This window comes from Sorangium sp. So ce117 (assembly GCF_051524395.1).
GTDB classification, from domain to species: Bacteria; Myxococcota_A; Polyangia; order Polyangiales; family Polyangiaceae; genus Sorangium; species Sorangium cellulosum_B.
In genome coordinates this window covers 5,604,127-5,617,998 of the sequence record NZ_CP150309.1, presented here as the reverse complement: position 1 = coordinate 5,617,998, position 13,872 = coordinate 5,604,127, and the positions used below count along the sequence as shown (strand labels likewise).

12 protein-coding genes are annotated in these 13,872 nt (G+C 71.1%); 9 read left to right on the top strand and 3 right to left on the bottom strand.

From position 1 onward, the window contains the following. The first annotated feature begins 82 nt into the window (after positions 1-82). Positions 83-1,246 (top strand): AAA family ATPase, encoded by a 1,164-nt coding sequence (locus WMF46_RS21010; RefSeq protein ID WP_012236471.1) that lies wholly within the window; start codon positions 83-85, stop codon positions 1,244-1,246. Here the strand turns inward: WMF46_RS21010 and WMF46_RS21005 are convergent. The 3 genes from WMF46_RS21005 to WMF46_RS20995 form a co-directional block, all read right to left on the bottom strand. After that, entirely contained in the window at positions 1,158-2,297 is a 1,140-nt protein-coding gene (locus WMF46_RS21005) for a pseudouridine synthase (RefSeq protein ID WP_437987216.1), read from the bottom strand. The two genes, WMF46_RS21010 and WMF46_RS21005, sit on opposite strands and share 89 nt — an antisense overlap. A 226-nt stretch (positions 2,298-2,523) precedes the next feature. Further along, positions 2,524-3,303, bottom strand: coding sequence for a hypothetical protein (locus WMF46_RS21000; protein ID WP_437554318.1), 780 nt, complete (start codon positions 3,301-3,303; stop codon positions 2,524-2,526). Between the two features lies 1 nt (position 3,304). Beyond that, on the bottom strand, positions 3,305-4,165 hold the full coding sequence (locus WMF46_RS20995) for a hypothetical protein (RefSeq protein ID WP_437987215.1): 861 nt from the start codon (positions 4,163-4,165) through the stop codon (positions 3,305-3,307). Between the two features lie 316 nt (positions 4,166-4,481). Between WMF46_RS20995 and WMF46_RS20990 the strand changes: the two genes are divergently transcribed. From WMF46_RS20990 to WMF46_RS20955, 8 genes are all read left to right on the top strand, one after another. Next, positions 4,482-4,691 (top strand): ribbon-helix-helix domain-containing protein, encoded by a 210-nt coding sequence (locus tag WMF46_RS20990; RefSeq protein WP_012236467.1) that lies wholly within the window; start codon positions 4,482-4,484, stop codon positions 4,689-4,691. A gap of 256 nt (positions 4,692-4,947) precedes the next feature. Next, positions 4,948-6,750, top strand: a complete 1,803-nt coding sequence (lepA, locus tag WMF46_RS20985; RefSeq protein WP_437987214.1) for a translation elongation factor 4 — start codon at positions 4,948-4,950, stop codon at positions 6,748-6,750. A gap of 80 nt (positions 6,751-6,830) precedes the next feature. After that, positions 6,831-7,478: a hypothetical protein gene (locus WMF46_RS20980; RefSeq protein WP_437987213.1), complete on the top strand. Its 648-nt coding sequence runs from the start codon at positions 6,831-6,833 to the stop codon at positions 7,476-7,478. Positions 7,479-7,501: 23 nt separating this feature from the next. After that, the gene (locus WMF46_RS20975) at positions 7,502-8,944 is read left to right on the top strand and encodes a M16 family metallopeptidase (protein WP_437987212.1); all 1,443 of its coding nucleotides are present in this window, start codon (positions 7,502-7,504) and stop codon (positions 8,942-8,944) included. Beyond that, on the top strand, positions 8,941-10,305 hold the full coding sequence (locus tag WMF46_RS20970) for a M16 family metallopeptidase (RefSeq protein ID WP_437987211.1): 1,365 nt from the start codon (positions 8,941-8,943) through the stop codon (positions 10,303-10,305). Before WMF46_RS20975 ends, WMF46_RS20970 begins: the two co-directional genes overlap by 4 nt. A gap of 334 nt (positions 10,306-10,639) precedes the next feature. Further along, the gene (locus tag WMF46_RS20965; protein ID WP_437987210.1) at positions 10,640-11,653 is read left to right on the top strand and encodes a collagen-like protein; all 1,014 of its coding nucleotides are present in this window, start codon (positions 10,640-10,642) and stop codon (positions 11,651-11,653) included. Between the two features lie 65 nt (positions 11,654-11,718). Continuing rightward, positions 11,719-12,243, top strand: a complete 525-nt coding sequence (locus WMF46_RS20960) for a hypothetical protein (RefSeq protein WP_437987209.1) — start codon at positions 11,719-11,721, stop codon at positions 12,241-12,243. Between the two features lie 100 nt (positions 12,244-12,343). Continuing rightward, positions 12,344-13,735 carry a tetratricopeptide repeat protein gene (locus WMF46_RS20955; protein WP_437987208.1) on the top strand — a complete coding sequence of 464 codons (1,392 nt, stop codon included), beginning with the start codon at positions 12,344-12,346 and terminating at the stop codon, positions 13,733-13,735. The last annotated feature ends 137 nt before the right edge of the window (positions 13,736-13,872 follow it).

Below are 13,872 nucleotides of genomic sequence, written 5' to 3'. Positions count from 1 at the left end.
CGCGCTGGCGTCGTGGGAACGCACGGGGCGATGCGCCGAACGGTGCGCCAGGCGGCGGGCCTGTGATACGAGGATTCGCCTCATGTCCGCTCCGCTCCACGAGCGCCTGCGCCTGCTTGCCCATAGCCTCGAGCGGCAGTTCCTGGGCAAGGACGAGATCATCCGCCTGCTCATGATCGCGGTCGTCGCGGGCGAGCACTGCGTGCTCCTCGGCCCGCCGGGGACCGCGAAGAGCGCGCTCATCCGCACGCTCGCAGAGCTGATGCAGGCGCGGTACTTCGAGTACCTGCTCACGCGCTTCACCGAGCCGAACGAGATCTTCGGCCCGGTCGACATCGGTGCTTTTCGCGAGGGCGTCTACCGCCGGAACACCTCGGGGATGCTCCCCGAGGCGGAGATCGTCTTCCTCGACGAGGTCTTCAAGTCGAACAGCGCCATCCTGAACGCGCTGCTCACGCTGCTGAACGAGCGCAAGTTCGCGAGCGGCGGCCAGGTGCTCCGCTGCCCGCTCATCAGCGTCTTCGCTGCCTCGAACGAGGTGCCCGGCGACGAGACGCTGACCGCGATCTTCGACCGCTTCCTCCTGCGGGTGCAGTCCGACAACCTCGACGCCTACCACTTCAGCGAGCTGCTCCAGCGCGGGATCCAGCAGGAGATCCGGCACATGGCCGGCGAGCCGCTTCGCCCGCTCGTCGCGGCGCGCGAGCTCGCCGAGCTCGGCCGAGGGTTCGGCGCGCGGATGAACTTCGGCGATGCGTTCCTATCGGCCTACAAGGGGCTGGTGTTCCAGATCCGCGCCGAAGGGATATCGCTCTCGGATCGTCGTGTCGTGAAGATGCTCAAGCTCTTCGCGGCGAGCGCCTACCTCGATGGCCGCCAGACGACCGACGCGAGCGACTTCTTCGTGCTCAAGCACATCTGGAACAACCAGGATCAGGCGGCGATCCTCGAGGGCATCGTGCAGCCGGTGCTCGAGGCCTTCTTTCGCGAGCACCCGGATCGCCGCCGCGTCGGCGCGCTCGGCGTCGGCGTGGAGGCGCTCGCCGCGGAGATCGATCGGATCCGGCAGATCCTCACGGGCGGCGCCTCGCTCGGCGACGTCCAGCTGTTCAGTCAGCTGAAGGCGCTCGGCGAGATCAAACAGGCGCTCGCCGGCATCAACGACGCTCGCGCCCGCGAGCTCGAGGCGCGCGTGTCTCAGCTGCTCGAGGCTTCGTTTCGGAGCGGACGCTTCGCGCAGATCTAGCGGCGCCCGGTCCGGGCGTCGCCGGCGCGGCGACGTCCGTCCTGGAGCGAGCCGTCCTCCCGGCCGGGCTCCGGGCGGGCGTGCTCGGAGCGGTGTCGGTCCTGGAGCGAGCCATCCGCCCGGCCGAGCCCTGACCAGGTGCGCTCGGGGCGTCGGCGTTGGCTCTGGAGCGAACCCTCGGCTGTGCCGGTCCCCGGCTCCGCGCGGCGGCACCAGCGCCTTCCTGTGTAGGCCGAGGTGACGCCTTCGCGCCTGACCGGGCCGAGCTGGCCGTGCGGCGGTGGTCGACCGGACCCGACGACGCGCCCATCATCGCGCCGCGGATCCGCTTGGGCACGCCGAACGCCTCGCGGATGTGGAGGAGCTCATCCACCGTCAAGGCGCGCCACTCTCCCGGCCTGAGGCCTTCCGAGCTCACGCCGGCGAACGTCGTCCGGGCCAGGCGCATCACGGGCCAGCCGGTCGCCTCGCCCATGCGCCGGATCTGCTGGTTGCGGCCCTCGCGGAGGGTCACCTCGAGCCACGTCTTGTCGCCCTCGCGGCGGAGCAGCCGCGCCTCGGCCGGCAGCGTGACGCCATCCTCGAGGCGGATCCCCTCGCGCCACGGCGTGAGATCGTCCTCGCTCATGACGCCCTGGACCTTCAGGACGTAGGTCTTCGGCACGCCGCCGCGCGGATGGAGCAGCGCGTTGGCGAAGTCGCCGTCGTTCGTCATGAGGAGGATGCCGCTCGTCGCGAAGTCGAGCCGACCCACGGGGTAGAGCCGCGCGCCCGTGCCGCGCACGTGGTCGGCGACCGTCGGGCGCCCCTCGGGATCGCGCAGCGTCGAGACGACGTTCCGCGGCTTGTGCAGCGCGACATAGACCGGCGCCTCGGAGACGAGGCGCTTGCCGTCGACCTCGATGCGGTCCTTTTGCCGGTCGGCCTTCAAGCCGAGCTCGGTCACGACGCGCCCGTTCACGCGCACCCGCCCGGCGAGGATGAGCTCCTCCGATGCGCGACGCGAGGCGACGCCGGCGCGCGCGATGATCTTCTGCAGACGTTCTTCCATGGTGTGCTCGGGCCCTACGCCGACGCGATGGTGTCGGCCGACGGCACTGATAAGCACGCTCCTCGCGCCGCGTCGACCGACCTGGGCGGTACGCAGCTGGGATCCGAGGCCGGCGCCAGCGCGCCTGCGCTGGCGAACGCCGGCGGCGGCAGGAGCACCTGTGCGCGCCTGCGCGGTCAGGGCAGGGGGCGAGGTTGACCCCACCTCGGCTCGAAGGAGGCGCGCTCTATTTCTTCTTGTCGCTGGGGGGCGCCGCGCTTCCGCTCTCGCCCACGGCCTCGTTTGCCTTGTCCGCGGCCGCTTGATCTTCCGCAGCCTTCTTCGCGGCTGCAGCGGTGGCCTCCTCTTCTTTCTTGCGCTCGTCGTCCTCGAAGCGGCGCTTCAGCTCGTTGTCGTGATCCCACCGATCGACCCGCTCGTCGGCGTCGATGTCCACGCCCATCCGCTCGAGCCGCCCCATGCGGTAGATCTCCCAGACGTCCGGCTTGCCGTCGCGGTTGGTGTCGCGCTTGATGCGCGCGAGCTTGCCGCCGCTGTAGTACTTCCACTCGTCGGGGTTGCCGTCGCGATCGGAGTCGACCTTCACCTCGGCCAGCCTTCCGCCGGCGAACGTGAGCCATGTGTCGATCCGGCCGTCGTAGTTCGAGTCGGACTCCTCGTGAAGGCTCTCGCCCTTGTCGTTGTACTTGCGGACGACGTCCTTCACCCCGTCGAAGTTGGTGTCGATCTCGCGGCAGACGAGCGCCCTCTGGCGGTCTTCGCCGGTGCCCACGATCTGCCAGACGCGCCTCACGTTGGGCTGGATCGCGCCTGGCCCGGCGGTCTCGCTCGTCTCGCGATCTTCTTTGCCCTTCCAGTCGCACATCGAGCGATCGTCGATGCTGCCGTCGGCGTTGCGAGCCGCCTCGACCCTCGGCGCCTTCGCGCCTTCGAACCCTGGATCCGAGCCGCACGCCGCGCCAAGCAGGCTGAGCGTGGCCAGCGCGATGAGCGCTTGTCTCCTCATGTCACGGTCCCTTCTTGGCGGCCGGCTGGCCGGGCACGGAGCCCGCGGGCGCGGCGCTCGCCGCCGTGGCTGCGCCCGCGACGGGCGCCGATGTGGGCGCGGCGGTCGTCGATGCAGCCGCGCCCGGAGCGGCGGCAGCTGCGGCGTTCGGCGCCCCGGCGGCCGCAGGCTGCCCTGCGCCCGCCCCACCCTCCGGGGGCGTGGCGCCGCTCGGCGGGGGCACGGGCGCTCTCGGCGCGCCGTACGACTCGGCGCAGAGATCCACCACGCTTCCGGGATCGGCCTTGCCGTCGGCGTTCTGATCGCTCGCCACGACCGCGCACTTCGCGTCGTTCGGGTTGTTGAACTGCCACCACTGGTCGACGATCCCATCGCCGTCGGAGTCGCGCTCGCGGCGCGCGAGGCGCGGACCCTCGTAGTAGTCCCAGGTGTCGAGCTTGTCGTCGAAGTTGGTCTCACGCTCCTTCAACACGACGGCGCCGCGCTCGTAGTGAGCGATCTCGTCGGCCCGCCCGTCGCGGTCGAAGTCCGATTCGCGCCGCCGTTCCACCCCCTTGCCGTCGTAGTAGATGAAGGCGTCGATCGCGCCGTCCAGGTTCAGGTCGACGACCCGACAGACCTCCCGGCCGTCTTGCTTCACGTGGATGATGTCGGGTATCCGGTCGCCGTTCACATCGACCTTCTCCGCAGAGGCGGAGTCCTTGTCGCAGGGCTCGTGGACGACCGCCGTGTCCCGTTCGCTGGTGGAGCCCTTCGCGCTCGAGGGGTCCGGCGTCGAGGACGCGCAGGAGGCGACCGAAATGGTGATCAGGGCCACAAGCGAGCACCTGGACGACCGCCAGGTGAGCGGGAATCGCGTCATCAAGAGATTCCTCCGGCCAGCCCGGAACCCTCGGGACAGAAGCTCGACGCGTCGGGCGAGCCGTCCCGACGCGGACCAGCTTCAAGCCGCAGTCTAGACCGCGGCCCGCGCGCACATCAAGAAGCCCACTAGACGCGACGGACGCGACGGACGCGACGGACGCGACGGACGCGACCTGCGGCCCAGCCCGGCCGATCCCCGAACCCCGGCGAGTGGGGTGGCGCCATTCCGATTGACATCATACGTACCGGCATCTAGGGTAACGTCTTGTCAGTCGTACCCTTCGAGACTGGCGGGTTACCCACCCGGGCGTGACATGTCGCGGAAGAAAGTCTCGACGACCATCTACATCACGCCCGAGCAGGCCGAGCGGCTGAAGATCCTGCACGAACGCACCAAGGTCCCGATCGCCGTCTACATCCGCGAAGGGATAGATATGGTCCTCAAGCACTACGAGCACGTGCTGCCAGGGCAGATGTCCCTGGAGAGCCCGCCGGTCGCCGCGCCGCCGATCCCGAAGAAATGACCGGCGCCGGGGGCCGCAAGGCTCTGGGCCTGGGATGCTGGGCGCCGGTCGCTCGTGGATAGCTTCGCGGCGCGGGTCGCGCTAGGAGCAGGCACGCCGCGGTCCACCATTTCCCGCGGCGCTCGTAGAGCCGCGCGCCGCGGCTCGCTCCCCCCCGGAGGGGCCCGGACGTTCCCGTCCGCTCCCTCGCATTTCGGTCGAGGCCGCGCGCTGCGGCCGCTAACGCTGGTCAGGTCGCCGCGCCCTGAAGCTCGCTATGCCTGTTGATTCCAAGCTCATCCGCAACTTCTCGATCATCGCCCACATCGACCACGGCAAGTCCACGCTCGCCGACCGCATCCTCGACGCGACCGGGGCGCTCACCGCCCGCGAGCAGAAGGAGCAGTTCCTCGACAAGATGGACATCGAGCGCGAGCGGGGGATCACGATCAAGGCCCAGACCGTTCGCCTGGATTACACCGCGAAGGACGGCCAGACGTACCGGCTGCACCTCATCGATACGCCCGGGCACGTCGACTTCAATTACGAGGTCTCGCGCAGCCTCCAGGCGTGCGAGGGCGCGCTGCTCGTCGTCGATGCCACCCAGGGCGTCGAGGCGCAGACCCTCGCGAACGTCTTCCTCGCCCTGGACAACAACCTCGCGATCCTCCCGGTCCTCAACAAGATCGACCTCCCCTCGGCCGACGTCGAGCGGACGACCCGCGAGATCGAGGACGTCATCGGCCTCGACTGCTCCGGCGCCATCCCCGCCAGCGCCAAGACGGGGATCGGCATCGCGGAGATCCTCGAGGCGGTGGTCGCGCGTATCCCGGCGCCGAAGGGCGACCTGAACGCGGCGCCCCGCGCCCTCATCTTCGACAGCTGGTACGACAGCTACCGCGGCGCGGTCGTCATGGTGCGCGTCGTCGACGGCATCATCCGGAAGGGCCAGAAGGTCCGCTTCATGGTGACCGGCCGCGACTACGAGGTCACGGAGATGGGCGTGTTCACGCCCCACGCGGCCGCCATCACCGAGCTCGGGCCAGGGGAGGTCGGCTTCCTCGTCGGCAACATCAAGAGCGTCGTCGACACGAAGATCGGCGACACGGTGACCGACGCCGTCCACCCCGCGACGACGCCGCTTCCCGGCTTCAAGGAGGTCAAGCCGATGGTCTTCGCCGGGATCTTCCCGACGGACTCGGCCCAGTACGAGGACCTCCGCGACGCCCTGTCGAAGCTCCACATGAACGACGCCGCGTTCGTCTTCGAGCCCGACACCTCCGAGGCGCTCGGGTTCGGCTTCCGGTGCGGCTTCCTCGGCCTGCTCCACATGGAGATCATCCAGGAGCGGCTGGAGCGCGAGTACAACCTCGACCTCATCACGACCGCGCCGAGCGTCGTCTACCACTGCTACCTGAACGACGGCTCGATGAAGTCGATCGAGAACCCCGCGAAGCTCCCGCCGCCGAACCTCACCGATCGCATCGAGGAGCCGATCTTCCGGATGACCGTCCACGTGCCGTCGACGTACGTCGGCGCGGTCCTCGCCCTGTGCCAGGAGCGGCGCGGGGAGCAGAAGTCGATCCAGTACGCCTCGTCCGACCGCGTGATCATCACCTACGACATGCCCCTCAGCGAGGTGCTCTTCGACTTCCACGACAAGCTGAAGAGCGTGTCGCGCGGCTACGCGTCGATGGACTACGAGCTCGTCGGGTATCGCGCCGACGATCTCATCAAGCTGGACATGCTGGTGAACGGCGACCCGCTCGACGCCCTCAGCGTCATCGTGCACCGGGACAAGGCGTACGCCCGGGGCCGGGACCTCGCGGTGAAGCTCAAGGACATCGTGCCGCGCCAGCAGTACGAGGTCGCGATCCAGGCGGCGATCGGGTCGAAGGTCATCGCGCGGACGACCGTGAAGGCGATGCGCAAGGACGTGACCGCCAAGTGCTATGGCGGCGACATCAGCCGCAAGCGCAAGCTCCTCGAGAAGCAGAAGGAGGGCAAGAAGCGGATGAAGATGGTCGGGAGCGTCGAGATCCCGCAGGAGGCGTTCCTCGCCATCCTGAAGATCGACTGACGCGCGCGGGCGCTGGTCACCGCGCGCCGCGCGGCCACGCGAGCGTGGCGGCGCGCGGCGCGCGCTCGTATAAGCCGCCCATGCAGCCCGCCCCCGTCCGGCCGCGCGAGCTCCGCGCGGCGTCCCCTGCCTTCGCCCTCGCCCTCGGCCTCGCCGTCCTCGCGTGCGACGATCAGCGCGCCACGGCGCCTCAAGCGTCCGCCTCAGCCTCCGCGCCGCCGGGCGCGGACAGCGCGGCGCCGGCCCCGAGCGCCGCGGCGGCCCCCGCGGCCATGGAGGCCGCGAAGCGGGATTTGCCGCCGCGGCCGATCCCGATCGGGTCGAGCGGGCCGATCCAGCCGAGCGCGCCGGCGGAGCAGCAGATGATGGCGATCCAGTACACGCTCGCCATGGTGTCGCCGCGGTCGACCGACCCGCTCGTCGACAAGCCCTACCTCGAGGGCATCCTGCCGAAGCTCGCCGCGGCGGTGCGCACCGCCGACAAGGGCAAGACCCCGCCGAACCCCGCCAAGGCGACCAAGGGGAACAGGAAGATCGAGGTCGACATGGGCAAGGGGTGCACCGAGCGCACCCCGTCCAACCTGCTCGCGCAGCGGGCAGGCTCCTCTCTGAAGGAGGCGTACGACGCGGGGATCCTCGTCGTCTCCTGCCACGACGACCGATGGGAGTGCCACCAGTCGACGCGGGATCCGAGCGACGTCCTGTGCCACGCAGCGCCGCGGCGCTGAGCGTGGTATGGGCTGCGCCTGCCATGCAGGAGACGCTTGCCTACTCGGTCCCCGACGCCAACGCCCTCCCTCGAATGGGTCCGCTCGCCGAGATGCTCGTCGAGCTGAACCGCGAACGCCCGCCGCTCGCCCGGCTTCACCACGACGCCACCGTCGCGTTCGGTCCGACGATGCGCGTCGAGCGCTTCGCCCTCGGGAACGGGCTCAAGGTGCTCGTGCTCGTCGACCCCTCGGCGCCCGTGGTCTGCCTGCAGACCTGGTTCGGCGTCGGCTCGCGCCATGAGCGCGTGGGCAAGACCGGCATCGCCCACCTCTTCGAGCACCTCATGTTCGGCGAGACGGAGAGCGTCGCCCACGGCGCGTTCGACCGGATGCTCGAGGAGGCCGGCGCCGAGACGAACGCGGCGACGTTCCTCGACTGGACCTACTACCACACGAACCTGCCGAAGGACGCGCTCGCGCTCACCCTCCGCCTCGAGGCGGAGCGCATGGCGCGGCTCGTCCTCCGCGATCCGCAGGTGTCGAGCGAGAAGGAGGTCGTCGCCAACGAGCGGAGGCAGCGGGTCGACGACGACGTCGACGGGGCGGTGAGCGAGCTGCTCTACAAGGAGGCGTTCACCAAGCACGCCTACGGGTGGCCGACCATCGGCTGGATGGAGGACATCAAGGGCTTCACGACCGAGGACTGCGTCGAGTTCTACCGGACGTACTACGCCCCCAACAACGCGGCGCTGGTCATCGTCGGCGACGTCGCGCTCGACGAGGCGCTGCGCGGGGTGCAGGACCACTACGGCGCGCAGGAGCCCTCGAAGATTCCGGTCGAAGAGGTGTGCCCCGAGCCGCCGCAGATCGCGGAGCGCCGCGCCGAGGTGGTGAAGCCGACCGCCACGCACAAGGTCGCGATCGGCTATCACTCGCCGGCGCTCGGCGATTTCGACCACGCGCCCCTCGCCCTGCTGAACGAGATCCTCTTCTCCGGGCGGTCGTCGCGCGTGCACCGGGCGCTCGTTCAGGAGCAGGAGATCGCGAGCGAGGTCCGGGGCTGGGTCGGCTCGTTCCGCGATCCTGCGCTCTACGACATCTATCTCTCGGCCCGCGGCGAGCACACCGGTGAGGCGCTGCTCGCGGCCCTCGATCCGCTCCTGGAGGCGGTGCGCCGCGCCCCCGTTACCGAGGCGGAGCTCGATCGCGCGAAGGCGCGCATCGAGCTCTCGGTCCTGCAAGGGCTCGAGACCGTCGCCGGCAAGGCAGAGCAGATCGGCTTCTACGAGACGGTGCTCGGCGATCCCGCCGCCCTGTTCGAGCGGCTCGCCGCCTACCGGCGGGCGACCGTGGGGGATCTGCTGCGTGTGGCGCGGCGCTACCTGGTGAGCTCGGCGCGGACGGTGATCCACGTGATCCCGGACGGGACGAGCGACGAGGACGACGAGGACGGGACGGGCGCGGAGAGCGAGGAGGCATCGTGAGCCAGAGCGTGAAGAGCAGCCTCGCCTGGGGCGCCGAGGGGCAGGGCAGGGGAGCGACGGGCGGTCGCGTGGCGCCCCGCGACGGCGCGGTGCTCGTGGAGACGAGCCACGCGCTCCCCATCGTCAGCATCGTGGTCGCGTTCTCCTCCGGCTCGGCGCACGATCCGGCCGGGCGCGAGGGGCTCGCGCGCATCACGGCGCGCATGCTCCGCCGCGGCGCGGAGGGCTACAGCGCGAACGAGATCGAGGAGACGATCGACGCGCTCGGCGGGGAGTTCGGCACCGACGTGGCGACGAGCGCGACGACGGTGCATTTCGAGGTGATCAAGCGCTCGCTCGATCGGTTCGTCGAGCTCGGGGCCACGCTCCTCGCGCGCCCCACGTTCTCGCCGCCCGAGCTCGCGCGGCTCCTGCGGGAGGCCGAGGCCGAGCTCATCGAGGCGCGCGACAGCGATCGCTCGCTCTGCAGCCGCGCCTTCCGGCGGACCCTGTTCGCCGGGCACGCCTACGGCCGCCGCATCGCGGGGACCATCCCAACGCTGCGGGAGATCACGCGCGACGACGTCGCCGCGTTCTATGCGCGGCACTACACCCGGCGCAACGCGATCGTCGCCATCTCGGGCGACATCGAGCCCGGCGAGGCGCACGCGGTCGCCGAGCGCCTCCTGTCCGGCCTGCCCGAGGGCGAGGCGATCCCGGATCCGGTGACGGATCCCTGGGCGAGGCCGGGGCGTTGCCTGGTGTTCGTCGACAAACCCGAGCGGACGCAGACGCAGATGGTCATCGGCGGGCTCGGCACCGACGCCCACGACCCCGATCACATGGCGCTCCTGGTCGCGAACACCGCCTTCGGAGGCACCTTCTCGTCGCGGCTGATGCAGGAGGTACGCGCGAAGCGTGGCTGGTCCTACGGGGCCTCGTCGCGCGCGGGCTTCGATCGGCACCGCGACGCGTTCACCATGTGGACCGCGCCCGCGGCGCAGGACGCCGCCGCCTGCCTTTCCCTGCAGCTCGGGCTGCTCGAGGCGCTGCGGCGCGATGGGATCACCGAGGACGAGCTCACGTTCGTGAAGCGCTACCTCGTCCGCTCGCACGCGTTCGAGATCGACACCGCGAGGAAGCGCGTGCACCAGAAGCTCGACGAGCTCCTGTACGATCTGCCGGAGGGGTACCACGAGACCTACCTGAAGCGGATCGAGGACGTCACGCTCGAGGAGGCGAACGCCGCCGTGCGGCGCCGGATCTCGGAGGACGATCTGGTGATTGGCGTCGTCGGCACGCACGAAGAGATCGGCGAGGCGATCGCCGCGGCCGTCCCGAAGCTGGCCGAGGTGAAGGTCGAGCCGTACGATCTCGAGTAGCCGGCGCCGCGCCGAGGGCGATCACGTCGCGGCGCGCAGGCCGCGGGACCCGGGCGCGCGCCGTCTCGGGCGGTCTCACCCCGCGGCGGCGAGGCCTCGGCGCTGGCGACGCCGGCGGCCTGTCCGAGCGGCGTCGGACGACCGGGAGCGTGATCGGAACCGCCCGTCGGCCGCTGGCATCCAAGGCGCTGCTCCTTCGCGAGATCGTGGCAGGGCTTGCGGCCCGCTCCAGGATCACCGGCGCCTCCGGCCGCGATCGCTCAGCGCGCGCCGCGCGATGCCTGCCACGGCGCACCTTGCGCCGGCTCGCGAGGGCGAACGAGGGGAGCTCGCGATGAAGGCACGAACCATCCACGCGCCGGTCCTTGCGGCGGTGACCGCGCTGTCCGGGCCCGCTGCCGCGGCGGTCCCCGTCACGATCACCCACCAGGGACGCCTCTTCGATTCGGTGGGCCAGCCCATCGACGACACGCTCGACGTGGTGTTCGCGTTCTACGACGCGCCCGACGCGCCCGTGCCCGTCTGGAGCGAGCTCCACACCATCACGTTCGACCAAGGTTATTTCTCGGTCGACCTCGGCGAGGTCGCGCCCGTCGACAAGCCGGTCTTCGACGGCGCGGCGCGCTACCTGGGGATCACCGTGGGGGACGATCCCGAGATGGTGCCCCGCGCCAAGATCGCGAGCGTTCCGTATGCGCTCCAGGCCAGCAACGTCGCGGGGGACATCACGCCGAACTCGATCTCCATCGGCGGTCGCCTCGTCATCGACAGCAGCGGCGTGTGGGTCGGCGATCCGATCGGCCTGCAGGGCGCGCCGGGGCCGGCGGGCCCGCCCGGCGTGGCCGGCGCGGCCGGCGCGGCCGGCCCGGTCGGTCCGAGCGGTCCGGCTGGGCCGCCTGGCGCTGCCGGGCCCGCGGGGGCGCCGGGGGCGGAGGGGCCGCAGGGACCTCCTGGTGTCATCTCGAGCACCTACGTTTCCGGCGCCGGTGCCGCCCCTCAGAAATCGCTGCAGTTCCTGGCTGCGCCCGCGACCGTGAGCGTGACCGCCTCGGGGCAGCGCGTCGTCGTCGTCTCCAACAAGGCGCTCGGCGCCGCGTCGACCCCCGCGGACCAGCTCCACCTCTGGATCTGCTCTCAGCAGCTCTCGCCTCTCGGGGAACTCAGCCCGGAGGGGACGGGCGTCTATGCGGTCCAGGTCCCGGCGCACACCCGCATCGCCATGGGGCTGAGCGCAGTGCTGTCGCCGCCCCCAGGCCAGTACAGCGTCGGCCTCTGCGGGAAGTCCGATAGCCCCTTCTGGACCAACAACGACTATTCGTACACCTCCGCTGTCGTCTCGATGCAGTAAGGTCGGGCTGGGCGGCCAGCCTCGCGCGCCGCGAGGCGCGCGGCGCCTGCCCTCCGATCGCCATCATGCAGAAGGAGCTGATGACCCCCGCGGCGATCCTGCTCGGCAGCCTCTTCATCGCAGCAGGGCTCTACCTCGGGCTGCAGCGTCCGCCGCCGCCACCTGCGCTTCCGTCGGCCAGCGTGGAGGCCTCGACAGCACACGCGGGCGCGCTGCCTGCGACCGCGGGCGCGCCCGCTCCTTCGCTGCCTGTGCCTCACCCCGCGTCGGCAGGGGCCTCGCCTCTGACGAGCGAGCTCTACAAGCGTGTCGAGGGGGATGCCGCCAAGGGGCTCGAAGCGCGCCGATCGCTCTTCGTGAAGCAGTGCTGGGAGCCTTCGCTCAGGAAGAACCCGGCTCCAGCGCGCGCCAGGTACATCTTCAACATGACCTTCGATGCGTCCGGGAACGAGATCGCCCGCGGCATCAGCGAAGTGCGAGGGATGGATCGTCCCGACGCGGCGCAATGCCTCCGGATGATGCCGCTCGAGCTCGTCGTGCCGCCGCCCGGAACGCGCGTCTCCGTCGAGATCGAGATGACCCTGCCGTGAGCGCGCCGTGGCTGTGAGCGCGCCCTCGCCACGGAGGCCGTGATGCAACGATGCCTCTCCGCCGTTTGGTCCGCGATGGGCGGTGGGCTAAGGTCACGCCGTGCCTTGGCTTGCCGAGCTCGCCCTGCACCTCTCCCGCGCGCTGCACCTCGTGGTCCTGGCGATCGCGCCCACGTGGCTCTCGCCTGAGCCGCTCCCGGCCGGCGCGCTCGCCCTCTCGGGATCGCTCTCGGCGGCCGCGCTCGCCGCGGCGCTCGGCCTGTCGGCGTGGTTCGCCGCGCGGCTCGATACCCGGCTCGCCAGGAACGGCGCGGCGCTGCTGTGGATCGCGCTCGCCGCAGCGCTCGCGGCCACGCTCTACTACCGCGGGCCTCGCGCGCCGCTCGCGCAGGGGGTCGTGTTCGTCGCCGTTCCCCTGTGGGCGGCGCTCGCGACCCTCGCCGCCGCCGCCGCGGAGCGCTGGCTCGGATCGAGCTTCAAGCACCGGCGCATGGGGGCCGCGATCGCCGTGATCGGCCTCGGCGTCGTCCAGCTGAACGGGGCAGCGCCCCTGCTCGGGTCGCGCGAGCGGATGTGGTGGGCGGCGCTGCGCCGCGACGGCGCACACCTGCGCGCGATCGACGAGCTCACGAGGCCGCTCCGCGAGCGGCGCAAGCTCGACGAGCTCGACGGCGTCGCGGCGCGCTGCCTGAGGATGCACCCCGCCGCCGCCGCGCCCGCCGCGCCTGCCACGTGCGCCTGCCTCGCGCTGCGCGCCGAGGCGAGGCTGCACGCCCGCAACGCTGGCGCCGCCCTCCGCGACGCGGAGTCCGCGCGCGAGCGGTGCCCGGAGCAGAGCGGCACGCGCGCGGTCCTGGCCGAGGCGCTCGCCGTCGCCGGCCGCCCCGAGCGTGCCGAGGCCGAGGCGCGGGCCGCGCTGGAGGAGGGCGGCGACCCGTCGCGGCTCCGCTATGCGCTCGCGCTCGCGCTCGATCGCGCGGGTCGCCAGGCCGAGGCCAGGGCCGAGGCGGATCGCGCGATCGACGCCGGCGCCGGCCGGAAGGCGCAGCTCCTCGCGGGGGCGCTCGCGATCCTGGCCGGAGATCTCGACGGGGCGAAGGCGCGCCTCACGCCGCTCGCCGAGCAGGATCACTCGGACGCCGAGGTGCTCTACAACCTCGCGCTCATCGCCGACAAGCGCGGCGACTACAACGGCGCACGTCAAGGCTACCTCGCCGCCCTGAAGGCCGAGCCCAGGAGCGCCGATGCGCGCTACAACCTCGCGCTCCTGACGTTCCGTGCGGGCATCGCCGAGGAGTCGCGCCACCACGTCCGCAAGTTCCTCGATGCGTTCCCGGACGATCCGCGGGGCAGCCAGCTCGCGCAGGCGACGGACACGCCGCTCGGCAAGACGTACGCGACCGACAAGGCCGACGGCGGCGCGCTTCCGGGCCGGCCCGCCGAGCGGCGGTCTCTGCAGGAGCCCGCCGCCGCGAGCTCGGGTCCTCGCTAACTTCCGCCGCGAAGCGTCGTAAACGTCGCAAACGACGCAAACGTCGCAAATGCAGGGCGCGGGGGATGGCGGGGCGTCTACGCCATTTCATGCCGTCGGTCCCAGTTCACCTTTTGCATGGCGCGAACGTGACCCTG